The organism is Halomonas sp. PA16-9, from assembly GCF_009728585.1.
GTDB classification, from domain to species: Bacteria; Pseudomonadota; Gammaproteobacteria; order Pseudomonadales; family Halomonadaceae; genus Vreelandella; species Vreelandella titanicae.
The window spans coordinates 1090891-1116804 of sequence record NZ_CP040452.1 but is presented as its reverse complement, the minus strand read 5'-3'; the positions used below and the strand labels follow the sequence as shown (position 1 = coordinate 1116804).

General features: G+C 54.7%; 16 protein-coding genes, 1 rRNA gene and 7 pseudogenes. 13 read left to right on the top strand and 11 right to left on the bottom strand.

What is annotated here, in order from left to right:
- Positions 1–153 precede the first annotated feature (153 nt).
- A 5S ribosomal RNA gene (rrf, locus tag FDY98_RS21510) occupies positions 154–269 on the top strand.
- A gap of 140 nt (positions 270–409) precedes the next feature.
- Positions 410–1480: a 23S rRNA (cytidine(2498)-2'-O)-methyltransferase RlmM gene (gene rlmM / locus FDY98_RS21505; RefSeq protein ID WP_027958876.1), complete on the top strand. Its 1071-nt coding sequence runs from the start codon at positions 410–412 to the stop codon at positions 1478–1480.
- An 18-nt stretch (positions 1481–1498) separates the two neighbouring features.
- Here rlmM and FDY98_RS21500 read toward each other — a convergent pair whose 3' ends face one another.
- On the bottom strand, positions 1499–1786 hold the full coding sequence (locus FDY98_RS21500) for an antibiotic biosynthesis monooxygenase family protein (RefSeq protein ID WP_022522948.1): 288 nt from the start codon (positions 1784–1786) through the stop codon (positions 1499–1501).
- Positions 1787–1815: 29 nt separating this feature from the next.
- Here FDY98_RS21500 and tusA point away from each other — a divergent pair, with 29 nt between their 5' ends.
- Positions 1816–2070: a sulfurtransferase TusA gene (tusA, locus tag FDY98_RS21495; protein ID WP_027958877.1), complete on the top strand. Its 255-nt coding sequence runs from the start codon at positions 1816–1818 to the stop codon at positions 2068–2070.
- A 128-nt stretch (positions 2071–2198) separates the two neighbouring features.
- On the opposite strand, the pseudogene FDY98_RS21490 reads toward tusA, so the two are convergent.
- From FDY98_RS21490 to FDY98_RS21480, 3 genes and pseudogenes are all read right to left on the bottom strand, one after another.
- A pseudogene (locus FDY98_RS21490) lies at positions 2199–2893 on the bottom strand (hypothetical protein).
- 109 nt (positions 2894–3002) lie between these two features.
- Entirely contained in the window at positions 3003–3992 is a 990-nt protein-coding gene (locus FDY98_RS21485; RefSeq protein WP_027958878.1) for a DUF3080 family protein, read from the bottom strand.
- A 2-nt stretch (positions 3993–3994) separates the two neighbouring features.
- Positions 3995–5408: pseudogene (locus FDY98_RS21480) on the bottom strand (MATE family efflux transporter).
- Positions 5409–5542: 134 nt separating this feature from the next.
- On the opposite strand from FDY98_RS21480, the gene FDY98_RS21475 reads away from it, so the two are divergent.
- A complete protein-coding gene (locus tag FDY98_RS21475) occupies positions 5543–6127 on the top strand; it encodes an elongation factor P hydroxylase (RefSeq protein WP_027958879.1) in 585 nt (194 codons plus the stop codon).
- Here FDY98_RS21475 and FDY98_RS21470 read toward each other — a convergent pair.
- Together FDY98_RS21470 and FDY98_RS21465 are read right to left on the bottom strand one after the other, a co-directional pair.
- Complete coding sequence (locus FDY98_RS21470) at positions 6124–6603, bottom strand: hypothetical protein (RefSeq protein WP_022522953.1); 480 nt, start codon at positions 6601–6603, stop codon at positions 6124–6126. The genes FDY98_RS21475 and FDY98_RS21470 overlap by 4 nt on opposite strands.
- Before the next feature lie 13 nt (positions 6604–6616).
- Positions 6617–7465 carry a TatD family hydrolase gene (locus FDY98_RS21465; protein ID WP_155706171.1) on the bottom strand — a complete coding sequence of 283 codons (849 nt, stop codon included), beginning with the start codon at positions 7463–7465 and terminating at the stop codon, positions 6617–6619.
- A gap of 237 nt (positions 7466–7702) precedes the next feature.
- On the opposite strand from FDY98_RS21465, the gene FDY98_RS21460 reads away from it, so the two are divergent.
- From FDY98_RS21460 to FDY98_RS21440, 5 genes and pseudogenes are all read left to right on the top strand, one after another.
- Complete coding sequence (locus FDY98_RS21460) at positions 7703–8944, top strand: ABC transporter substrate-binding protein (RefSeq protein WP_009288638.1); 1242 nt, start codon at positions 7703–7705, stop codon at positions 8942–8944.
- A 176-nt stretch (positions 8945–9120) separates the two neighbouring features.
- Positions 9121–10674, top strand: coding sequence for a fatty acyl-CoA synthetase (locus FDY98_RS21455; protein WP_027958881.1), 1554 nt, complete (start codon positions 9121–9123; stop codon positions 10672–10674).
- Between the two features lie 2 nt (positions 10675–10676).
- Positions 10677–11819 carry an acyl-CoA dehydrogenase family protein gene (locus tag FDY98_RS21450; protein ID WP_027958882.1) on the top strand — a complete coding sequence of 381 codons (1143 nt, stop codon included), beginning with the start codon at positions 10677–10679 and terminating at the stop codon, positions 11817–11819.
- A gap of 32 nt (positions 11820–11851) precedes the next feature.
- Positions 11852–12931 (top strand): acetyl-CoA C-acyltransferase, encoded by a 1080-nt coding sequence (locus tag FDY98_RS21445; RefSeq protein ID WP_340146928.1) that lies wholly within the window; start codon positions 11852–11854, stop codon positions 12929–12931.
- Between the two features lie 146 nt (positions 12932–13077).
- Positions 13078–14729 (top strand): annotated as a pseudogene (locus tag FDY98_RS21440) (fatty acid--CoA ligase).
- 17 nt (positions 14730–14746) lie between these two features.
- On the opposite strand, the gene FDY98_RS21435 reads toward FDY98_RS21440, so the two are convergent.
- Positions 14747–15727, bottom strand: a complete 981-nt coding sequence (locus tag FDY98_RS21435) for an AraC family transcriptional regulator (protein WP_340146927.1) — start codon at positions 15725–15727, stop codon at positions 14747–14749.
- Positions 15728–15922: 195 nt separating this feature from the next.
- Between FDY98_RS21435 and FDY98_RS21430 the strand changes: the two are divergent.
- Positions 15923–17836: pseudogene (locus FDY98_RS21430) on the top strand (ATP-binding cassette domain-containing protein).
- Between the two features lie 61 nt (positions 17837–17897).
- On the opposite strand, the pseudogene FDY98_RS21425 reads toward FDY98_RS21430, so the two are convergent.
- Positions 17898–18349 (bottom strand): annotated as a pseudogene (locus FDY98_RS21425) (universal stress protein).
- 183 nt (positions 18350–18532) lie between these two features.
- On the opposite strand from FDY98_RS21425, the gene FDY98_RS21420 reads away from it, so the two are divergent.
- Positions 18533–19099 carry a hypothetical protein gene (locus tag FDY98_RS21420; protein WP_035538416.1) on the top strand — a complete coding sequence of 189 codons (567 nt, stop codon included), beginning with the start codon at positions 18533–18535 and terminating at the stop codon, positions 19097–19099.
- On the opposite strand, the gene slyA is transcribed toward FDY98_RS21420, so the two are convergent.
- Both slyA and FDY98_RS21410 read right to left on the bottom strand, forming a co-directional pair.
- A complete protein-coding gene (slyA, locus tag FDY98_RS21415; protein ID WP_155706170.1) occupies positions 19078–19527 on the bottom strand; it encodes a transcriptional regulator SlyA in 450 nt (149 codons plus the stop codon). The two genes, FDY98_RS21420 and slyA, sit on opposite strands and share 22 nt — an antisense overlap.
- Positions 19528–19572: 45 nt before the next feature.
- Positions 19573–20752 (bottom strand): annotated as a pseudogene (locus FDY98_RS21410) (DUF5924 family protein).
- 310 nt (positions 20753–21062) lie between these two features.
- Here FDY98_RS21410 and fadB point away from each other — a divergent pair.
- Positions 21063–23249 carry a fatty acid oxidation complex subunit alpha FadB gene (gene fadB / locus FDY98_RS21405; protein WP_027958889.1) on the top strand — a complete coding sequence of 729 codons (2187 nt, stop codon included), beginning with the start codon at positions 21063–21065 and terminating at the stop codon, positions 23247–23249.
- A gap of 24 nt (positions 23250–23273) precedes the next feature.
- On the top strand, positions 23274–24452 hold the full coding sequence (fadA, locus tag FDY98_RS21400; protein WP_027958890.1) for an acetyl-CoA C-acyltransferase FadA: 1179 nt from the start codon (positions 23274–23276) through the stop codon (positions 24450–24452).
- A gap of 81 nt (positions 24453–24533) precedes the next feature.
- On the opposite strand, the pseudogene FDY98_RS21395 reads toward fadA, so the two are convergent.
- Positions 24534–25890 (bottom strand): annotated as a pseudogene (locus tag FDY98_RS21395) (IS3 family transposase).
- Between the last annotated feature and the right edge of the window lie 24 nt (positions 25891–25914).

The window sequence follows — 25914 nt, the reverse complement described above, 5'->3', positions numbered from 1 at the left end:
TAACACCCAAGGGGTCTGGTCGTAATGATGACGAACATTAAACGCCGGATACGCAGCGTGTGGCCCAAGCGACATAACGCCAGGGCGGCAGGCGATGAGACGATCACAAGATAGCAAAAACGCTAGTCAGCATGATGTACATTAACAGTTACGCCTGACGACCATAGCACGCGTGAACCACCTGATCCCTTGCCGAACTCAGAAGTGAAACCGCTTAGCGCCGATGGTAGTGTGGGGTCTCCCCATGCGAGAGTAGGTCATCGTCAGGCACTTATTTAACAAGAAACCCAGCCCATCGGCTGGGTTTTTGTTTGTGTGGAAGAAAATAAATAGCGCTGGATAAATGCTATGATGCGCCCCAATTAATTAGGTAGCCCACACCGTTTGTGATGGGCGGAATCGAGGTGAAGTGGTGAGTGAAACGGTACCTACGTCATGGTTAGTTTACTGCCGTCCTGGGTTTGAGAGTGATGCGTTGACAGAGCTACAGCATCACGCAGCATTACAGGGCATCGCCTGTGAGTCATCTCATGGTGAGGGGTGGGTAAGCTTAACGCGTGTTGATGGTGAAGCGGTAAATGATTTACACCGCCAGGCAGCGTTTAAAAAGCTGATTTTTGCGCGCCAGAGCTTAGCGGCTTTACCTGCGCTCACTCTTTCACGTGACGATCGTCTTACCGCTATCTTGGAACAGGTCAAAGCCAGCCGTTGGAGCTTTGAAGAGATTTGGCATGAAACGCCGGATACCAACGATGGCAAAGCACTGGCCGGGCTGATTAAGGCGCTTACCAAGCCGCTGGAAAGTATGTTGAAAAAACGTGGTGCGTTAAGGCGCAGCGCGGGCGCACGACGTTTACATATTTTCTGGACTGACGGTGATCAAGTGCAGCTGGCGATGAGCTTCCCAGGCAATCGTAGTGATTTGATTAATGGTATTCGGCGGCTGCGCTTCCCCTCCCGTGCGCCTAGCCGCTCAACGCTGAAGTTGGAAGAGGCGTGGCACGAGTTTATTCCTAGGGATGAGTGGGATGTGCGGCTAGCACCGCATATGCAAGCAGCTGACTTAGGGGCCGCCCCAGGAGGTTGGACGTGGCAGTTGATTCAGCGCGGCATGTACGTGTATGCCATCGATAATGGCCCGATGGAATCACAGTTGATGAAGACTGGGCAGATTGATCATCTCAAAGAGGATGGCTTTACCTGGGAGCCACCACAGCGCTTAGACTGGCTGGTCTGCGACATTGTTGATAAACCAGTGAGAGTGCTAGCCATGGTGGAGCGGTGGCTGATTCGTAAATGGTGCAAAGAGGCGATCTTCAACCTCAAGTTGCCCATGAAAAAGCGCTGGGATGAGGTGACACGTTGTCTAACGGCGCTGGAAGAGTCGCTGGAAAAAGCGGGTGTGCATGCCAACGTATCATGCCGTCACCTCTATCACGATAGGGAAGAGGTAACGGTGCATGTAAGGCTTAGGGATTAATGCTAGTGAAACCCATGTTTAATAGCTTGGCTCGTAAATCCGGATAGTTTCATCTTCGGTTAACAGCGGTAAAATACGCTGCATGGCCATTGCCCGCGCTTCGCTTGAGTGCCACTCCTTCCAAGCGCGGAGGTCACGCCATTTGGTAATCATCAGTCGGCGATCGGTATGGCCCAGTTCTACCAATGTTTCACCACTGATAAAGCCCCTTACGCCTAGAGAAACACGCATTGCCTCTCGCGCTGCTTGCTCAAATTCTTCTTCAAGACCGGGCATAATTCGCCGTTCGATGATAACTTTAATCATACTTTCTGTTTCCTACATCGAGGATATTGATGGCTGATAATACGTGTACGTTACCCAACGTTGATGCGGTATTGGACACCACAGGACTCTACTGCCCAGAGCCGATTATGCTGATGCATAACAAAGTGCGCGACATGACCCCAGGCCAAGTGCTCAAAGTGATTGCCACAGATCCAGCCACCACGCGAGATGTGCCCAAGTTTTGTCAGTTTTTAGGGCACGAGCTGCTAGAGCAGCACACCGTCTCTGAGAGCAACTACCTCTACTTTATTCGTTTAGCATAACCTTTTGAGATAGACCTTTGAGATAGTCCGTCGAAATAGCCCTTCGAAATAGCCCGAAAAGCCATGCGAGGCTCAAATCAAAATCGTTGATGTTGGCCTCGCTCACAAAGCGACATTAAGGCACTCGATTAATCACTGGCCACAACCATCATGGCTAGCGCATCAAGCGTCGCTGGATCTTCTTCCAGGATACGGTTGGCGATATGGCGCTGGAAAAAGTAAACGGTCTGATGGCGGGCGTGAGCGCTGTACAGGCATTCATCCCCTAACAAAATCGGTGTCATCGCCGCTTTGTTCTCGTCGGCAAGGAGCGCGTCAAGGCTACCGTCGCTGTAGAGACGCCAACCGTAAACGGGCTTCATATGCCAGGGTGAATCGGGGTGATTCATGCACAGCGCGTGGGTGCCCAGAGTGTCGGGGATTTGCTGAATAAGGGTGACTTCGCCAGAAGCCTCATAATCAAAGTATTCAGCCGCCGCAACTAGCTCGTGGTATTGTGATCCGGTGGCGTATCAAAAATTTCTTCCGTTTCAGGATCGCGATAACCTACGAAGTAGCCATTTTCCTGGCTGTTCAGATCATGGCAGGCTGCCAGGCTTTCCATCCACGGCACCAAACCGATGACGCTACCGTCCTCTCTTAACCCCCAGGCCAAAATAGGTAAGCCATAGTAGGCGTCGGGACTCGCAGCGAGCTGGTACACCATCTCTAAGCCATCTAGCTCAGGGGCTAAACGGACAAGGCACTTTTGCGCCTGCTGACGCTGGCGCACAGTTTCCAGGTCGATGACCTGGGCAGAGCGGGGTGACAAGGATGCGCCCATTGTGTCCCTCCTTATGCTGCGTGGTCATCAGATTGGCAAAGCTGATTCATTTGCCTCTCATATCCACAAATAGCACAACTTGCTCATAAGGTTAAGGGTTCTGCGCTTTTTAATTATCTGAACAAGTTGGAAAGCGAGCTCGCAGCGCTTGATGCTCAGAGAGCGCTTGCTGAAACTGGCCCCAGGGCGCTTGGGCATTATCCAGCGAAAGCCAGCGTTCCTGGTAGCGTTGAATCGCTATTGGCTTGCCTACCTGCTGTGCGTCAATTAAGCGATTGATCGCTGTTAGCCATTGCTGGGCAGCGTTCTCCAAGCGCTCAAGCGACGGCGATTCCCAACGGCTTAAGCAACGTGTGGTATCACTCTGCCGAGCTAACAATGCATTCGCTTCTGTTAAGCGTTGAGTGGCGAGTAGCAGGGCGCGCAACACCTCAGCGGTCAATGGCCGCTCTTGCAGGGTTTTCAAATGGTTTTCAAGGGTTGAAGAGTCCTGCTGCCAGTCGAGGTCAAACTGGTGATCCGTCATTTGCTGCAAGTAATCGATCGCTTCAAGCTGGCCAGCAATAGTAGTTTCATCGATGTTAGATAAAGGCTGGCTTGCTCGTGAGAAGCTTTTAACCCACTCGCTGGAATCAAAAATAGCGTTCCAGCTTACCGCGGGTAACTGTGTCGTTTTAGTCGTGGTTAATCGGTTTAGGCGCGTTCTATCTTCATCGCTTAACTGCTCGGGAACTTCGCTATTTAAGCAGGTGCTTAGCCGCTGCCATAGAGTGCGCTCATATAACCACTGTTGGCTAGGCGGTGCTACACGCCCCAGTTGATTGTTACGTGCAGCGACTAGCGACGTGATTTGGCATTCGCGTAGCGCGTATACATTCAACAGGCTGTCCCGGGTTTCGGGGATATCTATAATTCGATCGGGGCGCTCAGGGAAGTCGCCAATATTACCCGGGTCAGCTCTTTGAATGTTTGATAGTGCAAGGTCATTGGCGAGTTGCTGATGATAACGCTGCCACTGCTGCTCAGCGGGGTTGTCCCCACAGCCAGCCAGGAGGGCGCTTAGGATGATTGCTAGAGAAAAGTTTCTCCATCGCGCCATGCTTACCCCCGAATGCTAATACGCTGTAAACGCCAGCCAAGTAGCAGTGCTGCGGTGCTCAAGCCCGCAATCAACCCAATCCAGTAGCCATGAACCCCTAGCGGGGCGACCTCGCCCACTCCATAGGAGCCCAGCCAGTGGCCGCCACCCAAGCCTACAATCCAGTAGGAGAGCACCGTAATCACCATCACAATGCGGGTATCTTTATAGCCGCGTAAAGCACCCGCTAAATTGACCTGCAACGAGTCTGAGAGCTGAAAAATGACGGCTAAAGCAATGATCGAGAGCGCTAGCGCCTGTATCTCACTATTGGAGGTGTAAAGTGCGATTACCGGCTCGGCGCTAACCCACAGTACGAGGCTGTTAATAGCGGCAATGATGACGCTGATGACAATTCCATTCCAAGCGACTTTACGGGCTAGTGCTAAGCGCTGCTGACCCAGCGTATTACCCACTCGTACGGTCAGTGCCATACTCAGCGACAGGGGCAGCATAAACAGAATGGAGGTGAAACTTAGCGCTATTTGGTGAGCTCCCACCGTGACTTCACCAAAGCTGGCAATGAAGAGCGCAATGAGTGTGAACAGAGTCACTTCAACAAAAATGGCTACGCCAATGGGAACGCCCACCACCACTAATTCACGTATACCTAGCCACTGGGCGGTGTCAGTTTTTGCCAAATCGCAACGCTTTTATAAGTACTTCCCCTGCGCGTGTAGTAGGCCATCGCGAGTGCCATCGTCCACATGGAGAGCGCCGTCGCAATGCCGCAGCCAAAAGCGCCCAAGGCAGGTAACTGTTGCAGACTAGTGGGAACCCAGGCGCCAAATAAATCAACCAAACCATCACCGCCGTAGATCAAGAGGTAGTTGGCAGGAATGTTCACGCTTAAACCGACCAAGCTGATCCATAGCGCCGGACGGGTATGATTCATACCATCTGAAAACGCTCTAAGCGCCTGAAATAGAGCGATCCCCGGCATGCCAAAGGCGACGGCTGACAGATAGGCGGCAGACTGGCTGGCGACCGCTGGGGCACACTCATTAATTCAAATATCGGCATGATAGCCGACCAAAGCAGCACAGCCGCGATAGCGCCTAGTAGCAGCGCGACCCAAAGCGCCTGATGAACGGCTGGACGAATAGCCTCATTGCGCTTCCCACCCAGCAAATGCGCCACAATTGGGGTAAGCCCCATTAAAGTGCCCGTCATAAATAGCATGAGTGGCATCCACAGGCTCGAGCCCACCGATACAGCGGCAAGTGAGGTGGCGTCATGCCGACCGGTCATCATAACGTCGACGACACTCATCCCTGCCTGAGCCAACTGAGCACCGCAAATAGGCAGTGCCAAGTGCATTAACATTCGTGTTTCTGGCCAGTAAACCGATTTAATTTGCTGAGTAAAGCCGCCCACTTGTTGGCTCCTGAAGGGGAAAAGTTGCTGTGAAAGGCCGCTATATTAGCAGGAGCGACTCACTTTTGGGGTTAGCCGTTAGCTTGTATTAATGTGGGTATAATGCCCCAAAACCAGTATCAAACGAGGTCAATGTGAGTGACAGGCAGGAGAGATGGACGCTCGAGGATATTACCGCGCTTTTTGACGGGATTTTTGCTGAGCGGTATCAAACCCGGTTGATTCGGGGCGGGGATGAGCCTCTCTATCGGCCCGCTAACAGTGAAACCCCTTATCATCAGGTTATCTTTGCGCGGGGTTACTATGCCAGTGCGCTGCACGAAATCAGCCATTGGTGTATTGCGGGAGCACAGCGGCGCCAACAAGAGGATTACGGCTACTGGTACTGCCCTGATGGGCGCGATGCTGAACAGCAAAAAGCGTTTGAGCAGGCTGAGATTGCGCCACAGGCGTTGGAGTCTATCTTCACCCGTGCCTGTGGTCGCGTGTTTCATGTCAGCGTGGACAATCTAGGCGGCGATATAGAGGTAGATATAGAGGCATTTGCAGCGCGAGTGGAGGCCCGCGCCCAGCGCTACTTGAAGGAGGGCTTTCCAGCCCGCGCAAACGCCTTCCAGGTGGCGCTTAAACGCTTCTACTCTGACCAGGCGACGCTAGCGGAAGCCGTGGCACAGGCGCATGCCACGTTGGATAAAATGGATAAAGCGCTGCCGGCTTAATCCTCTTCGGTCAGGCGCTGATGCATCGATAGCATCACTTCCAGCTCATGCTCTGGGCGCATCGGCTCTAAACCCAGCTCGCTGAACGTTTCGCGCCGTTGGCGGTGCCATTCGCCTGGGGTAAGTGAAGGGTAGAGCACCGACGCTGGGGCTAGCTCAACAAAAGGATCAAGCCCGTAGGTGTCAAAAAGGCGCGCTAGTGCCGCTTCGTCGTCGCCATTGTCGCTGGTATACAGCGTGGCGGAGAAGTGGTCGTTCTCAAGCTCGCGAATTACCTCAAGCGGACTAACCCCTAAGCTCTCCAGCTCTTCCATGCTGTAAGCGCCCATGGCATTGGTATCCTCTTTGATCCAGCTATCGTCCGGCTGAATCAATGTTTGCTTCACCCGGCCATCGGGGAGCGACCAGGCAATGGCTAGCGGGAGCCCATCGTCTTCGCCTGTTTCAATGGCTATAAACCCTGGATAATCGGCCACGCTAATACTCCTTTTAAGATTCCGTGGGAAGACGGAAAAAACGCTGGGCGGTCTGTGTGGTTGCCGCACCTAGCTCTGTTTCGCTAATACCATGCCACTGGGCGATCTCGCGGACAATCCACGGTAGCAACGCCGGTTCGTGTCGGCGACCCTTTAATTTCGCCGGTAGGTTACGGGGTAACAGATAAGGGCAGTCGGTTTCTACCATCAAGCGCTCTAAGGGTATATCGCTTACCAATGGGCGCAGGTGATGACCGCGCCGCTCGTCGCAAATCCAACCCGTCAACCCTATATGTAAGTCTAGGTCGAGATAACCAAACAGCGTATCGCGGTCAGCGGTAAAACAGTGCACCGCGTGGCTGATGTCGTCTCGCCACGCATGCAGGATTTCGCGCATACGCTGGCCAGCATCTCGTTCATGTAAAAACAGCGGCAAACCGCTTTCTACTGCGAGAGCCAGCTGCGCTTCAAGGGCACGCTCCTGCTCCTGGGGCGTCGAAAAGTTGCGATTAAAATCCAAACCACACTCGCCTACGGCGACCACTTCCGGCATGGCATGCAGGGCCGCCATGGCATGTTCAAGGTTCTTATCCCAGTGACTGGCATCATGGGGGTGCACTCCCGCCGTGGCGTAGAGGCCAGGATACTGCTTAGCCAGGGCAACCGCTTGCTTGGCGTGGGCAAGGTCGGTGCCAGTAACGATCATGGTCGTTACCTGCGCCGCCTGGGCGCGCTGGATAACCGTCTCAAGATCACGCTCGAAGCTTTCATGGGTCAAGTTAGCGCCGATATCCACCAAAGGAGCGCTAGGCCGAAACTGTAGTGCTTCGGGTAAAAAGTCATCGGCATCAGCAGTGGCCAAAGGTCTCTCCCGTTCAATATGCAAAGGCACCATTGTAACGGCACGCGCGAGCATCGACTAATGGTGTATTGAAGAAGGTGAGCGCAAGGAAATGGCACGAATTGCAAAAAATCTGGCTCGATAGGTAAACAGCAAGGGCTTATTACCGCCTAAGATGAACGCAAGCTATTACGTGCTACGTCACTGCGATTGATTCAATAACACCCTTTAATAACAACAAAAGAGAGCCACATAATTATGCAACAATCTTATCGTTCATCTTACCGCTTTGCTACTTCCACTCTCGCCGCTGCCATTCTGGTGGCCTGCTATGTGCCAACTACCGTCGCTGCTGAGGGTATCTCTGATAACGAAATCCGTATTGGCTATTTAGCCGATATGTCCGGCGTTTATCGCGACCCCATTGGCCCGTTGGGCGAAGACGCTATCCATATGGCGATTGAAGATATGGGCGGCAGTGTCAATGGGGCCAATATTGTGGTGTTTAGCGCCGATGACCGTAATAGCCCGGATGTAGGCTCAAGCGTCGTGCGTGAGTGGATCGATGAGCGCAACGTCGATATGGTCACCGGGCTGGTGGCATCTTCTGTCACTCTGGCGGCGGTGAGCCTGCTGGAAGAGGCGGATAAACTTGGGCTGGTCAATGGCGCTGTCTCTTCAAGCATTACCAACGAGCACTGTTCGCCCAATCATATTCACTGGGTTTATGACACCTGGGCGATGTCCAACGGTACGGCAAAGGCGATTACTGATGAGGGCCACAAAAATTGGTATCTGTTAAGCGCTGACTACTCTTTTGGTCACGCACTGGAGGCCGACGTCACGCGCGTAGTGACTGAAAATGGCGGCACTATCGTAGGCAGCGCTCGCCACCCTTTCCCCAGTAGTGACTTCTCCTCCTTTATGCTTCAGGCGCAAGCCTCTGGCGCTGATGTCATCGCGCTGAATAACGCTGGTGGCGATACGATCAACGCGGTGCAGACAGCAGGGGAATTCGGCATTACCCAGGCAGGGCAGATTCTGGCGGGAATGGTGCTGTTTAGTACCGATATACGCAGCATTGGCTTAGAGAACGCTCAGGGGCTGCAGTTCACCAAAGCATGGTACTACGATTTAAACGATGAAACCCGCGCATGGGCGGAGCGCTTCCGTGAGCGTACCGGCAGCATGCCCACCATGGTACATGCGGGTCTCTACTCCAGTACTCGCCACTACCTTGAAGCGATTGAAGCCACCGGTACTGATGACACTCAAACCGTTCGTCAGCAAATGGCCGATACCCCCATCAACGACATCTTCGCCACCGGTGGCTACATCCGTGAGGATGGCCGCATGGTTCACGATATGTATTTAGTAGAAGTGAAAACACCTGAAGAGTCGCAAGATGAGGATGATCTCTTTCATGTTATTCGCACCATCCCTGCAGAAGAGGCCTTCCGTCCGCTTTCAGAGAGTGTCTGCCCGCTGGTAAACAGTTAAGAAACCTCTGATTAACTATTGCGCTCGGCCATACGGCGTTAAAAATCGCCTCAAAATGCTCATTTACAACCCGTAAACTCCGCTTTTTCGTTGATTTTTGCCTTGTCTGGCCTTCGCTCATTACGTTAATCAGAGGCTCCTTAAGTCTCTGCTAATAACAACTCAGAGGATTTGGCATGCCGGAAACGTCGGTTATTCAGCAAAACAGTATCGGGGCTGCTTTAAACCGCAGCGCTCGAAAATACTCACACCAGCTGGCGCTGGTATTTGGCGAGCGCCAGTGGCGCTATCAAGCGCTCAATCAGGCAGCCAACCGCGTAGCCAATGGCTTGCTGGCAGCTGGGCTTTCGCCAGGTGACCGGCTGGCGGTATATGGCAAAAACTCCGATACCTATGTCATCGCCTGGCTAGCCGCTGCTAAAGCGGGTTTGGTACATGTGCCGATCAATTTTGCCTTAAGCAGCGATGAGCTGCGCTATATCCTTGACCAGTCTGGGACAACGGGTTTGCTCAGCGATATCAGCCTCGCCGACAAAGTGAGTGTCGCGACCGAAGGCTTGGATCTAGCCCTGATGGGAACCCTGCACGCGGATCAGGGGCAGGATGCAGCAAGCTTTGATGTACTCGCTCATGCTACGTCAGGATCCAATAGTGAAGAGCCCAATGTGGCGGTCGACGGTGCCAGCCTTGCTCAGTTGCTCTATACCTCGGGCACCACCGCCGCGCCGAAGGCCGCGATGATGACCCATCAAGCACTGATGGCCGAATATATGGCCTGCATGGTTGAGCTGGATATCAAAGGCAGCGACGCCATGCTCGCCGCGCTGCCGCTCTACCACTCAGCACAAATGCACGTCTTTCTCATGCCAGCACTGTTGCTCGGTGCGCCCGTCTATTTGCTAGAGGCGCCGCTTCCCGAGCTGTGTTTAAGCGCCATAGCTGATCACCAGATCGCGTCATTTTTTGCCCCGCCCACGGTCTGGATCAGCCTGCTACGCCACGCTGAATTTGATCGCTTTGACCTTGGCGCTCTCAATAAAGCCTATTACGGTGCCTCGATTATGCCGGTGCCGGTACTGGAGGAACTCCAGCAACGTATACCGGGAGTAGGGCTCTATAACTGTTATGGGCAGAGCGAAATTGCTCCCTTGGCGACCGTGCTGCGCCCTGAAGAGCACGCCGAGCGCCCAGCGTCCGCTGGGCGGCCGATTCTGACGGTGGAAACCCGTATCGTCGATCTCGATATGAATGACGTCCCACCCGGCGAGCATGGTGAAATCGTCCACCGCTCACCTCAGCTTATGAACGGGTACTGGGATAAACCGGTGATGACCGAAGAAGCCTTCCAGGGCGATTGGTTCCACTCCGGGGACGTGGGCTACTTCGATGAAGCGGGCTACTTATACGTTGTTGATCGTATCAAGGACGTGATCAATACCGGCGGCGTGCTGGTGGCTAGCCGTGAAGTAGAGGAGGGGCTATTCAAGCACCCAGCGGTCTCCGAAGTAGCGGTGATCGGCCAGCCGGATGAGAAGTGGATCGAAGCCATTACGGCAGTGGTGGTACTGAAAGAGGGTCAAGAGGCAAGCGAGGAAGAACTGATCCATCACGCAAAAACGCTGATGGCGCCTTATAAAGTGCCTAAGCGCATAATGTTTACCGATGCGCTACCCAAGAGCACCGCAGGCAAAATTCTCAAGCGCCATCTGCGTCAAGACCTCAAGGAGTGAGCATGGACGAGCAAACGACCGACCTGTTTCACACCATGATCAAGCGCTGCCTAAGCCAGGAGGTTGCCCCGTACTACGATGAGTGGGAGGCAGCGGGTGAAATACCCCGTTCACTATGGCATTCATTGGGCGCTGCGGGGCTGCTCGGCATTGACCTTGACGAACAGCACGGTGGTTCAGGGGCCGATATCGCCATCACCCAGCTGGCGCTGGAAGAGCTCTCCCGCCAGGGTTTTGGTGGCCTTGCCAGTGCCTATAATATCCACGCCAATATCGTTATGCCCTACCTGCAGAACCTGGGGACAGCGGCTCAATGTGAGCGTTGGCTACCTGCCATGGCCCGTGGCGATGCTCTTGGAGCCATTGCCATGACTGAACCCCATGCGGGTAGTGATCTTGCGTCAATGAGAACCCGGGCAAAGCGTACTAACGATGGCTGGGAGTTAAGCGGTAGCAAAATCTTTATCACCAATGGCCAGTTTGCCGACCTGGTGATCGTGTGTGCCAAAACCGACCCTTCCGCCGGGTCAAAGGGCGTGTCACTTTTTTTGGTCGACACCCGCTTACCCGGCTTTTCGCGGGGGAAACCGATTAAAAAGATCGGCCAGCACGCCAGCGATACCGCCGAGCTTGCCTTTGATCAAATGCAGTTGCCCCATGATGCGCTGTTGGGAGAGGAGGGCGCCGGGTTCCGCTACCTAATGCAGGAGCTGCCCCGTGAACGCCTGGGCGTTGGTGCACAGGCGCTGGGCGCCGTGGAGGGAGCGCTGGTGCTGACGTTGGAGTACGTACAGCAGCGCCAAGCGTTTGGACAGCGGGTGGCGGATTTTCAAAATACCCGCTTTACCTTGGCGGAGATAAAAGCCCAGCTGGACGTGGCCCGTGCCTACTTTGAGCACTGCGTCGAAAAGTACCGCCAGGGCACCATGAGCAGCACGGATGCAGCGATTTTAAAACTGCAGCTCAGCGAGCTGCAGTGTCAAGCGGTGGATCGCTGCCTGCAGCTATTTGGCGGTTACGGCTACACCCACGAATATCTCATTTCACGCTTTTATCTGGATGCCCGAGTACAAACGATCTATGCCGGCAGCTCAGAGATCATGAAAGAAGTTGTCGCCCGCTCGCTGCTGGGCAAAGTGGCGTAGCAAGACGATGCGTTTGAACACAGGAGAGAGCCATGCGGTTGGATGATGTAGTGATTTTAGGCGGTGCACGAACCGCGATCGGAAGTTTTGGCGGTTCGCTCTCAACCAAGGCGCCGTTTGAGTTGGGGGCGATAACCGCCAAAGAGGCGTTGCGCCGTGCTGGCGTTGGGGGCGGAGATATCGATCACTCGGTATACGGCCACATTATTACCACCGGCCCCCAGGATGCCTATCTGGCGCGTCATATTGCACTGGAAGCAGGCGTGCCGAAAGAAGCGGGGGCCTTCAACGTCAATCGGCTATGTGGTTCCGGCGTACAGGCGGTGGTCTCAGCCGCCCAGCAGATTGCCATGAGCGACAGCCGCTTAGCGCTGGCAGGTGGCGCTGAGTCGATGTCGCGCGGGGCTTATCTGCTGCCTCCTCAAGCGCGCAACGGCGTGCGTATGGGTGATGTAAACGTTGAGGATTTAACCCTGGGCATCTTGAGCGATCCCTTTGGCAGCGGCCATATGGGCTGCACCGCCGAGAACATCGCTAAACAGTATGGCCTAAGCCGTGAGCAGCTGGATCAGTTTGCCCTTGAGAGCCATCAAAAAGCGGCGCGTGCCATCGCGGAAGGCCGCTTTGACGATCAAATCGTAGCAGTGGAGGTCAGTCGTGGTAAGCAAACAGCTCTTTTTTTCCGCGATGAGCATGTACGCGATGGCGTCCAACTTAGCGATTTGGCGCGGCTCAAGCCCGCCTTCCAAAAAGATGGCATGGTGACCGCAGGCAATGCCTCGGGTATCAACGATGGTGCAGCCACGTTAGTGCTTGCCCATGCCGATGAAGCCACACAGCGGGGCTTAGCGCCCAGGGCGCATCTTCGTGTTGCCACAACAGCAGGCGTTGAGCCAACGCTAATGGGCCTTGGTCCGATTCCTGCGGTGCAACGCTGCCTCCAACAGGCGGGGCTAAGCATTAACGATATTGACGTGATTGAGTCCAATGAAGCCTTTGCTGCCCAAGCTCTGGCGGTGGCCGACACGCTAGGTTTTCCGTTAGAGAAACTAAACCCTAACGGCGGCGCGGTTGCCTTGGGCATCCGGTGGGGGCCACGGGGGCTATTCTGATTCTCAAAGCGCTACACGAATTGGAACGTATTAACGGTCTACGGCTTGATAACGCTATGTATTGGTGGTGGGCAGGGCATCGCCCTGCTTATCGAGCGCGGCTGATCCGACTTGATTGCCACAAGAACAAGCTTATAGGAGTGTTTATGCCTTCAGTTACCCCGAAAATTTTACCCGCCGCGGCCTCTGCGACAAATCCTGCCTTGATGATTGGCGACCTGCTGGAGGCAGGCGTGCGAATGGCGGGCGACAATCAGATTGTCTACCGGGATCAGAGCCGCCATAGCTACGAGCGTTTTCGTGAGCGGGTGCACCAACTGGCCCATACGCTGACGTCACAGGGCGTACAAGCCGGTGACGTGGTAGCGGTGCTGGATTGGGATAGCCACCGCTATCTGGAGTGCTTTTTTGCCATTCCAATGATCGGCGCGGTACTCCACACGGTGAACGTGCGCCTGGCTCCGGAGCAAATCCTCTACACCATGGAGCATGCCGAAGACGTTTTCGTCATCGTGCACGAAGAGTTTGTGCCGCTGCTTGAGCCGCTGGCCGATAAGCTGCCCCAAGTACGTGGTTATCTGATGTGTCAGGAGGCTCCGCAAACAATCGATACCACGCTGCCGCTGGTGGGCGAGTTTGAAGCGCTATTAAGCCAGCAGCCCATTCACTATGACTTTCCCTCCTTTGATGAAAACGCCGTCGCCACACTGTTCTATACCACCGGCACTACGGGTAACCCCAAAGGGGTTTTCTTTACCCACCGCCAGTTGGTGCTGCATACATTGAACGAGTCTAGCGCTTTCCAGGCGCCCGGTTTTGAGCTGCTCAACCGCGACAAGGTCTATATGCCCATTACCCCCATGTTTCACGTTCACCCTGGGGAGTGCCGTATACCGCCACGCTGATGGGGGCTACCCAGGTCTACCCTGGCCGCTACGAGCCGGAAATGCTGGTCAAGCTGCTGGTCAGCGAGAAGGTCGACTTCTCCCACTGCGTTCCCACCCTGCTCAACATGGTAGTCAGCGCCGAGGCGATTGCCTCAAAACAGGTCGACCTCTCCGGCTGGAAAGTATTGGTCGGTGGCAGTGCGTTAACCGAGTCGCTAGCGAGCAAGGCATGGGCGTTGGGGATCGACACTCGCAGTGCATATGGCATGTCGGAAACCTGCCCGCTACTCACTGCCGATATTCTACCGCAGGATATCGGCGACGCTGATTTTGAGACCCAGCTACCCTGGCGCTGTAAAGCGGGCCTGCCGATACCATTGGTTAAACTGCAAGTGGTCGATGCGGACGGCGAGCCGCTACCCAATGATGGTAAAAGCGTTGGCGAAGTGCGTGTTCAAGCGCCTTGGCTGACCCAGGCCTACTACAAAGAGGAGAAACGCAGTGCGGAGCTATGGCGCAACGGCTGGCTGCACACCGGGGATGTGGGCTCCCTTGATGAGCGGGGCTTTTTGACCATTAGCGACCGCATAAAAGACGTGATTAAAACCGGCGGTGAGTGGCTCTCGTCGTTAGAGCTGGAGAGCTATATCAGCCAGTGCCCAGGTATTGCCGAAGTGGCGGTGATTGGGGTCGCGGACGATAAGTGGGGAGAGCGTCCTGCTGCTTTAGCTGTCCCCGTGGATCTGAATAACCCGCCCACTATTGAAGCCGTGCAGGCGTTTTTAGAGCAGTTTGTGGCTCAAGGAAAGCTCAACCGCTGGGCGGTTCCCAGCATGATTCGCTTCGTCGATGAGATACCCAAAACCAGCGTGGGCAAGCTGGATAAGAAACGTATCCGCACCGAAATTTAGGCTATTCCCTCGGTAGATTAGCGAACATTCCCCGCCGTGCGTGCTTTGCGATACGCGGCGGGCGAATTGCCTGTCCAGGTTTTAAAGGCACGACTAAAGCAGGCTAGATCCTCAAAGCTCAACGCCTCCGCGATGCTAACCAGGGGCTTCTCACTACAGGTGAGTGCCTGAATCGCGACATCGCGGCGGTACTCATCCTTGACCGCTTGAAAGTGAGTGCCCTCCCTTTTGAGATGCCGCGCCAGCGTGCGTGCCGACATATGCAATGCATCGGCGGCGCTATGCACTGTGCCTGCCGTCAACAAATGGCGTGAGAGGTGTTCGCGCACCCGGTGGGTGAGCAGGCGATCTGCAAACGACACATAGAACCAGTCTGCCGGGGCGCGCTTTAGAAAAGCGCCCAGGTGTCTCTTGGTCTGGCGGATAGGATGATCAAGAAAACCGCGATCTATATAGATCGCGGTTTGCGGCTGCCCAAAGCGTACTGTACCAGGATAAAAGTAGAGATAATCAGCGCTGTGCGGCGGCTGGGGGTAAGCGCACTCCATTAAAATGGGTGGTATTTTACGCGCTATCATCCACGACGCGATGCCGTGAAACAGCTTGAGCATCAGCTCATGAATCAGAGTGCGGCTGCCCGTCAAGGGGGCATGTTCCACCAGGGCCATACGGGCAAGATCCCCTTCGAGCGTAAATGCATAGCCAAAGTCGTCGAGAAGAATACGGAAAAACTGCGTATAGCGGTGCAGTGCTACCTGCAAATTGGGCGCATCCAGCATGCTTAAACACAGCAGCTTCAGGGTGCCACCCCGCAGCGGGCGGGAAAAAAAGCCGGGCGTTTCGTCGTCCAGTTCGTTCACCAACCCACGATACAGTTCGGCAAACTGCTCAACCGTGACGCGGCCATGGGGGCCGAAAGTAAAAAGGGCGAAATGCCCGCCCGTTCCAGTAGCGTGTGGGCGATGTTGAGCTGTTGGGTAAGCCTTTAAACAGCTCATTTACAAAATGCATCGAGACGGTCACCGTCACTGTCAGCCCGCCTTTAAAAGTCGTTTTTTGGTTGAGATATTGTAGTTGCTAGCAAAACGGTATCACGCTGGTGGTTTCCGCTCTACGATTCCCCTCTATATGGTTCCCCCTCCTGGGCCGCTCATGCGTTACACTGTGCGCCTCACGATTTAGGAGGACACCGCGTGACCCTGTTACGACTCGAACAGCTGCAACTCGCCTACGGCACCCATGTACTACTCAATCGCGCCGACCTGACGGTTGAAAAAGGCGAGCGGCTGGCGCTGGTCGGGCGCAACGGCACCGGCAAATCCACTCTGCTGAAGCTGGTAGCGGGGGATATCCTGCCCGATGATGGCTCAATTTGGCGGGCACCTGGCCTCAAGATCGGTGTGCTGGCTCAGGAGTTACCCGAGTCATCCGGCCTGACCATTTTTGACATGGTCGCCCAAGGGCTGCCGGAAGCCGGGGAGCTACTCTCCGAGTACGATCATCTGATCAATGATCCCGACCCGATATGGATCGCATGGCGACCCTGCAAACGCGCCTGGAAGCCATTGATGGCTGGTCGTTCCACCAGCATATCGACACCGTGCTGACCCGCTTAGGCCTGCCCCCCGCGGCTGAGATGAGCTCGCTCTCCGGTGGCTGGCGCCGCCGGGTGGCGCTGGCGCGTGCCTTGGTCGCCGAGCCTGATCTACTGTTGCTTGATGAGCCTACCAACCACTTGGACTTAGACACCATTGCCTGGTTGGAAGAGCAACTGCTGGCGTTTAACGGCGCGGTACTGCTGATTACTCACGATAGGGCGTTTCTTTCCAAGCTGGCCACCAATATTCTGGAGCTAGACCGTGGCCAGCTAGGGCGCTACCCGGCAAGTACGAAGAGTATCAGGCTCGTAAGCAGCACGAGCTTGAAGTAGAGGCGCGGGAGAACGCCGAATTTGATAAAAAACTTGCCCAGGAAGAAGCCTGGATTCGTCAGGGCGTTAAAGCACGGCGTACCCGCAACGAAGGCCGGGTTCGAGCGCTCGAGGCAATGCGTAACGAGCGTAGCCAGCGCCGCGAGCGTCAAGGCAATGCCAACCTGACGGTGGATCGCGGTGAGCGTACCGGCAAGCGCGTTGTGGAGCTGCAAGGTGTCACCCAACGGTTTGGCGATGAGGTGGTACTGCGCGATATCAATCTTGAGGTACTGCGCGGTGACCGTATTGGCTTCCTGGGGCGCAACGGTGCGGGCAAGACAACCCTGCTGAAAATCCTGCTGGGCGAGTTGGAACCCACTGAAGGCAAGGTGCAGATGGGCACCAATCTGAAAGTGGCTTATTTCGACCAACTGCGCGCTGGGCTTGAACTGGAAAAAACCGTTTACGACAACGTTGCCCAAGGCAGTGATCGTGTCAGTGTGGGCGGTAAAGATCGCCATGTGATGAGCTATCTACAGGACTTTCTTTTCACCCCCGAGCGGGTGCGCCAGCCGGTGAAAGCGCTCTCCGGTGGCGAGTCCAACCGCCTGCTGCTGGCCAAGTTGTTCACTCAGCCAGCTAACGTGTTAGTGCTCGATGAGCCGACCAACGACCTCGACATGGAAACCCTGGAGCTGCTCGAAGAGCTGCTGCTCGATTTCGATGGCACGCTGCTACTGGTCTCCCACGACCGAACCTTTATGGACAACGTGGTGACCAGCATGCTCGCCTTTGAGGGCGATGGCGTTGTACGTGAATACGTGGGGGGCTATACCGACTGGATTCGCCAGGGGGGCAAGCTGCCGCCAGCACCTGGGAAGGGGCGGCGCGTCAGCGTACCGAACCCACCTCAGAAGCGCCCAAGAAAGTGGCTGAAGCACCTGCCGCAACGGTCAAGAAAAGCGTCAAACTCTCGTATAATTTGCAACGCGAGTTAGATGCACTGCCCGCCGAAATCGAACGTCTTGAGGGGCAAGTAGAGACGCTGGAGAGTGAAATCGGTGACCCAGCGTTTTATCAGCAGGATGCCGACGCCGTTACGGCTAAGCTGCAAACGCTTGAAAAAGTGCAGAAAGCGTTAGAAGTTGCCATGGAGCGCTGGATGGAACTGGAAGCGATGGCTGCCGGTGAGTAGCTTGAAAACGTTAAAAGGCGCCGTATGGGCGCCTTTTTTATAAACGTTATCGGGCCTTAGGTTACTCGTCGCTTTCTTCGCCTTTTTTACCGACGCGAACGGCTAGCACATCGCATTGGGCACCGTGCAATACGCCGGTAGAGGTTGAGCGAGCAGTAGAGCAAAACCGTGCGGCCATGGGAGCCCACTACGATTAGATCTACATCGTGCTCTTCAGCAAAACGGTGAATTTCGGTGTCGGGCATACCCACCACAACGTGTTGGTCAGCCTCGGCAATATGCGGGGCGGCGATTTCGGCTAAGCGTTTTTTTGGCGTGTTCATCCAATTGATCCTGGATGCTGGTCAAGTCCATGGGGATATCGCCACCGTAGGCAAACCCAAGCGGTTCCAGGGTATGCATAATGGAAATTTTGGCTTGGTCGTTGCGCTCAGCGATCGCAACGGCACGTTCCAGAATCTTGTGGGAGTCTTTGGTTAAGTCAACGGCAACTAAAATGTGGTGATAGCTCATGGCGTATCTCCTTGGCAGTAGGTAACAAAGAGGCTCTTTGTTCAATAACCGTTACTTTAGATGGCGTGTCCTGTTTTAACAATAGCAAGCGTTTTAACAATGACTTGGGTCAAAAACAGCGACCTGAGTCATGGTTTTTAGATTAGTTTATACAGTGTGGCTTATGTGGGAGGAAATGTAGAGATGGAATGGTTGATTATCGTGTTTATTATGCTGTTTGTAATTGCGCCGGTGATGTGGCTAAAGCCTAGCCCGCGTCAAAAACGCCAGCAGGCGCTGCGTACTCAAATCGCCAAACAGGGCGTCAGTATCAAGCTGGAAAAGCCGCCACTACACCATTTTAGAGGCACCATGCCAGCTTATCGCTGGCACTATCCCCAGGAAGAGCCGGGCCCTGATTTTCTATTGGTAAGAGACAGCAATGCCAGTGAAGCCTTAACGCCATTTCATGCTGGCTGGCGTTGGCGGATTGCCCCCTTGCGGCCTTTACCTGATGCCGCCACCGCAGCGTTAAAAACACTACTTGAACGCTTGCCGCAAGATGCCTTGGTGGTGCAGTCAACGCCCTATGCATTGACGCTTTGGTGGTGGGAGTCGCAAACCGCGGAGCGATTCGCGACCTATCTACCCGAATTTCAGCAACTGCGGGAGGCGCTGCGTGGCCGTGCCGACCAGCCTTTCAGCCAGCCGTTAAAGGGCACTGAGCAGGCGTCATCCACAGTCAGCGATCAAGATGCCGGATTATCCTGATCCCGTGCTTGTATCGCCAAGCCGTTTGCCTCGATCACTGCCAACCATTCGTTGAGTTGTTCGAGGTTCTCCTCGCTTAAGCCAGCGAACATCTCTTTGCGCGCTTGTTGCGCAACGCTGTCGATCTGTTCCAGCAGCGGCATAGCGGCAGGGGTAAGATAAATCCGCTTGCTGCGACGGTCGTTGTCGCAGGCTCGGCGTTCAACTAGGCCTTGTTCTTCGAGCTGGCCCAGGGTGCGCACAAGAGAGGGCGCCTCAACACCAATCACACGGCGAGATCGCACTGCGGATGGCCTTCGCCAAGACGCCAGGTGATATAGCGTCACCCAGCGTGTTTGGGTTAATCCCAGCGGCGCCAAGCGGCGATCCAAGATGGAGCGCCATAAGTGGGGCAAGCGTGCGATGCGAAATCCAATCGTTGAAGCCATAGGTAACTAGCTGCCAATAAATGTGAGTAGTCGAATTGTCATAAGCTACGCCGCTGAATGCAAGGCGCTTAACCCTTCAATCTTCGGTCGCGCCTCTTCATCGTTAGGGCTACCCGCACAAACCGCCGTAAGTTTAATCCACTTAGACCACTGGCGCGTATCTCTCCATCTGCCAGCGTGGCTTGCTGAGCATCGTCTGAGACCTCAAAACGTATAATCCCAAGCGCTGGCCCGTACCTGTCATGATATCATGCGCCAATCGCCAGTAGGGTCTTCGGGAAAGTTTTGCTTGTGGCTCCATGCGCGGTAACCCTGCTCGCGTCCACCGTCGATATTAAGCTCCACAACATCCATTGGCACACCATTGTGATGCCAGGCATGGGTAATAGTTTCACTTAATCCCCGCGGTGCCCGAATAGCGTGTAAACATAAAGGCCATTTTCGCTGATGGCTTGTGGCGTTAACGCCATCGAGCCTTGAGGCAGGCGCTGCTCAACATTAAAACCAGGAGAGAGCGCGCTACTGGTCATCCAGAGACTGGCAGGCGGTACCCATATACGTCCAGCCAAGCTCCATAGGCGAGTAGCAGCGTCAACACAAAAAAAGCGCACCAGCGTTTGAGCGAGCGCTGCTTAAGCAAGTGCCAAAAACTTGGCAAGGCCACCAAAATGGTGATCCCCAGGGCCAGTAGCAGGCTCTGGCCGGTGGTAAGGTGCACCATGATGGGGAGTGTGACCAGTAGTACCAGGAAGACACACTGGGCATGAAAGACGAAATAGAGACTGCGCCAGCGCTCCGCGACTTTGAAGTAGAGCGGATCGATAATCGACAGTATTGCCATGCCGCCCACCAGCAGCGCAAACAGCGTTTGCCCGCTATTCCACACCGTGGTGACTAAGATAAACGGCAGGGTGAAGAAAAGTGTCTCCTGGTGAATCATCTGGGCAATAAAAGTGGTTACGCCCCGGGGTGGCGTGGGGTGACCCCGGCGCGACAACCAGCGGCTGATCAAGCCTTCCGAAAGCAGTAGCGTCCAGGCAAACAGTAATCCCAGCGCCAGCGCTGCGCCTAACCACTGCTGGCGATCAACTAAAAAGAAGCTGCTTAGCCCGGCAGCAAAGGCCATTGGTGGCCAAAGCCAGCTCCAGGGCTTGAGGCGTTCGACAATGCGTTCAATTCGCTGCTGAATGGCTTCAATACGTGAAGGCGTGAGCAGTGCGCTCATAACAAGATAACCTGCAAAGTAAAAGGAAGCGCGATTCTAACAGGCTGTCAGGCTTAACGCTGATCTACTGCAAATCCATGCTTCTGGCGGGATCGGTTACATTCACTCAGACGGCGCTCTATGAACGGATGCCGGAGAGCGCTGGTCTCACTAAATGAGTAAATTAGCCAAAAGTCTGGGCTTGACGTTATCAGGCAACTCAACCAAGCTAAGGCAATCAAACGACCGTATGAAAGTCGTGTGGAAGCCGTATGAGAAATGTGGCGGGTTCTCTTTTCAGAGCCAGCCCGAAAATGTGGAGAGAGCGCGGATGATCTATCAAGGCAACGCCATCACGGTGACACGTCGTGACACCCCGAGTGGCAATGATATCGCAATGCTCACTTTCGATCTGAAAGATGAGTCCGTCAACAAGCTTTCCAGCGCGGTGGTCGCAGAGCTGAGCGAAGCAGTAAAAGCCATTCAAGCTGAAAATAGCTTAAAAGGTTTACTTATTGCGAGCGGGAAAGATGTGTTTATCGTGGGCGCCGATATCACCGAGTTTCACAGTCTATTTGATAAAGGCGAAGCCTACCTTGAGGAGATGAATCTCAAGGTTCACGATATTTTTAACGCTATTGAAGATCTGCCGTTCCCTACCGTAACGGCGATCAATGGTCTGGCACTGGGTGGCGGCTGCGAAGTATTGCTGACCACTGATTTTCGCGTGATGGGCGAGAAAGCCAAGATCGGACTGCCAGAAACCAAGCTCGGCATTCTGCCCGGGTGGGGCGGTTGTGTACGCCTGCCGCGCATTATTGGCGCCGATAATGCCATCGAGTGGATTGCCGGTGGTACCGAAAACCGTGCCGATGCCGCGCTAAAAGTGGGCGCCGTCGACGCGGTGGTGACGGACGAACAGCTGGAAGAGGCCGCGCTGGATATTCTTGACCGTGCCAATGCCGGTGAGCTGGATTACCAGGCCCGTCGTGCTGAAAAGACCAGCCCGCTGAAGCTCAACCCGATTGAGCAGATGATGGCGTTTGAAACGGCGAAAGGCTATGTCGCCGGTAAAGCGGGGCCTCATTATCCGGCGCCGGTAGAAGCGATCAAAGTGATTCAGAAAGGCGCTGGCGAAGAACGTGGCCGTGCCCAGGCGATTGAAGCCAAAGCCTTCGCCAAGCTGGCACTCAGCAGCGTGGCGTTCAACTTGGTGGGTCTGTTCTTGAACGACCAAGTGGTCAAGAAAAAAGCCAGCAAGTATGAGAAGCAGGCGCAGCCGGTGAAGCAAACGGCCGTGCTGGGTGCGGGTATCATGGGTGGTGGTATCGCTTATCAGAGTGCCTCTAAAGGCACGCCGATTCTGATGAAAGATATCAAGGATGACGCCATTGAACTGGGCCTGAAAGAAGCCCGTAAGCTATTTGCCAAACAGGTGGAGCGCAAAAAGCTGACCACCGAGCAGATGGCGGAGAAGCTGACTAATATTCGTCCGACGCTCTCCTACGGAGATTTTGGCAACGTCGATCTCGTCGTCGAAGCGGTGGTTGAAAACCCCAAAGTCAAAGACGCCGTGCTTACCGAAGTGGAAGGTATGGTGAGCGAAAATACCATTCTCACCTCGAACACATCGACGATTTCCATCAACCGCTTGGCGCAAAACCTAAAGCGGCCTGAAAACTTCTGCGGCATGCACTTCTTCAACCCCGTGCACCGCATGCCGCTGGTAGAAGTCATCCGTGGTGAGAAGACCTCTGATGCCGCCGTTGCCGCCACCGTGGCCTACGCCAGAGCAATGGGCAAAACGCCGATTGTGGTTAACGACTGCCCAGGCTTCTTGGTCAACCGGGTACTTTTCCCCTACTTTGGCGGCTTTAGCTTCTTGGTTGAGCAGGGTGCTGACTTCCAGCACGTTGATAAAGTGATGGAGAAGTTTGGCTGGCCCATGGGCCCGGCTTACCTGCTGGACGTGGTCGGCCTGGATACCGCCGTTCACGCCAATGAAGTAATGGCGGAAGGCTTCCCTGATCGTATGGCTCGCGACGGTAAAACCGCCATTCAAGTCATGTATGACAACGACCGTTTAGGCCAGAAGAACGACAAGGGCTTTTACGCCTACGAAGAGGACAAGAAGGGTAAGCCGAAGAAAGTCACCGACGAAGCGGCTTACGCTTTAGTTAAAGAGGTGGTGAAAGAGCATAAAGAGTTTTCCGACGAGGATATTATCGCTCGCATGATGGTACCACTCTGCTTGGAAACCGTGCGCTGCCTGGAAGATGGCATTGTGGCCACGCCAGCCGAAGCCGATATGGCGTTGATCTATGGTATTGGTTTCCCGCCGTTCCGGGGTGGTGCGCTGCGCTACATCGACGCCATGGGCGTTGCAGAGTTCGTCAAGCTGGCGGAAGGGCTAGCCGAGGAGTTGGGCCCGCTATACGCGCCCACCGACAAGCTGCGTCAGATGGCTCAGAACAACGAGCAATTCTATTCCAGTGACAACTCTGCCACCCAGGCCTAACCACCACGCACAAGGAGATATAAGATGAGTTTGAATCCGAGAGACATTGTGGTGGTAGACGGTGTTCGTACCGCCATGGCGAAAGCCAAAAATGGTGCTTTTCGTAACGTTCGTGCAGAAAATCTGTCTGCTGCGGCTATGCAGGCGCTGTTTACTCGCAATCCTAATCTAGATCCTTCTGAAGTGGATGATGTGATCTGGGGCTGTGTGAACCAAACGCTCGAGCAGTCGATGAACATTGCTCGTAATGCGGCGATTATGACCGGTATTCCACGCTCGGTGCCCGCGCAAACCGTTAACCGTCTGTGTGGCTCTTCAATGACGGCGCTGCATATCGCCGCCGCCAATATCAAAGCGGGTATGGGCGACTTCTTTATCATCGGCGGCGTTGAGCACATGGAGCACGTACCCATGGCTCACGGCGTTGACGTTAACCCGGCGGCCAGCAAATACGCTGCTAAAGCAGCAATGATGATGGGCCTAACCGCTGAACTGCTGGGTAAAATGCACGGCGTTTCCCGGGAAGAGCAGGATAAATTCGGCGTACGCTCTCACCAGCGCGCCCAGGCGGCCATGGAGAAGGGCTACTTCGATAACGAAATTATCGGCGTCGAAGGCCACGATCAACGCGGCTTTAGAGTCATGGTTCAGCGTGACGAAGTGATTCGCGGTGACGCTAGCCTGGAGTCTATGGCGAATCTGAAGCCGGTGTTTGACCCGCGCAACGGTACGGTCACGGCGGGTACCTCCTCGGCGCTCTCCGTGGGTGCCTCGGCAATGGCAGTGATGAGCTACGAGCGCGCTCAAGCGCTGGGCTTAGAGCCTATTGCGAAGGTGCTCTCTACAGGCGTCGCGGGTTGTGATGCGTCGATCATGGGCTACGGCCCGGTACCCGCGTCTAAGAAAGCGCTGAAAATCGCCGGTCTTTCCGCGGCGGATATCCAAACCGTTGAACTCAACGAAGCCTTCGCGGCGCAGGGTATTCCGGTGCTGAAAGATCTCGGCTTCCTGGATGCGATGGACGACAAGGTTAACCTCAATGGCGGTGCAATCGCTCTGGGGCATCCGCTGGGCTGCTCGGGGTCACGTATCTGCACAACGCTGTTGAACGTTATGCAGCAGCGCGATACCACCCTGGGTTTAGCCACCATGTGTATTGGCATGGGGCAGGGCGTTGCGACAGTGTTTGAGCGCTTGAAATAACCACCTCGCGCTATTGCTATCAATCAGCACCACAAAACGGCATCTGCGTGAACTGACCCCATAAACTTGGACAGTGAAAAACTAAGCAGCCAAGGCCTGATTTCGGTACTGCACCGGACTCAGGCCTTTTAATTTGGTCTTAATCCGCTCGTGATTGTAGTAATGGATATAGTGCCGAATGCCCGCCTGTAATTGCTCAATGGTGTCAAAGCGGTTCAGGTAAAAATATTCTGACTTCAGCGTACCAAAGAAGCTCTCCATTGCGGCATTATCCAGGCAATTGCCTTTACGTGACATGCTCTGAATCACGCCATGCTCGCTGAGCTTACGCCGGTAAGCTGACATCTGATATTGCCAGCCTTGATCAGAATGCAGTAAAGGCGCGTCTTGGTCGGCCAACTTAGCCAAGGCTTTCTTGAGCATCCCCCTACCAGCGAGTACTGCGGCTGTTTCTGCATTGAGTAGGACACGATTTCCCCGTTGTAGAGATCCATCACAGGCGACAAGTACAGCTTTTCGCCTCGGATATTAAACTCCGTGACGTCGGTTACCCACTTTTGGTTGGGTCGTTCAGCATGAAACTGGCGGGCAAGAAGATTGGGAACACTGGCCTGTTGTCCACGATAGGAGCGGTATTTCTTCGGGCGTACCAGCGACTTCAAGCCTAGATGCTGCATTAGGCGCTGGACTGTCTTATGGTTGACCTGCTCGCCCGACTGACGCAACGCTGCTGTGATTCGGCGATAACCGTAGCGGCCTTTGTGATGCTCGTAGAGGACGTGAATGCGTCGCTTCAGACCAGCATGCCGATCTTCCAACTGCTGAGCCCTTGCCTGATAATAGAACGTACTACGCGACAATTCTGCTACTTTTAGCAGCACCGCCAAAGGGTGGCCTTGCTTCAGCTCAAGGACTATCTGCGCTTTTTCTGCGCGGCTTGTTCTTTTGCCTGACGCAAGGCCCTCAACTTTTTTAGGTAGGCCACCTCAGCACGCAAGTACTCATTCTCTTGGAGCAGCTGCTCCAGCGAGCTCTTATCCGTCAGTGGAAGTGGGGGCTTTGGGGGCTCTGTTGTAGGCATCTTCGTCGGACGTCCTCGGGCTTTAGGCTCCAACGCTTGGAAGCCTCCTTCATGATACTGGCTTTCCCACTGCCGTACGACGCTCGTACCACCTCGAATATCGAACAGAGTCGTCGCTTGTAAGGCTGATAGCTCCTCTTGCCTCATCTGTTGCAACACCGCTAATTTGAACTCAGCGCTGTAGTGGGTGAACTTTTTCTGCAAGCCACTTAGACCATGCTGTTCAAAGTGTTTAACCCAACGCCTGACGGTTGTAGGGCCAAGACCGTACTGTCTGGCCAGACTCTTGTAACCCTGCTGTCCTTCTGCGTAGCGTTGCACTACTAGTAACTTGAACGCTTCATTATGTTTCGTCATGAAAAACACCCCAATCGTTGGATG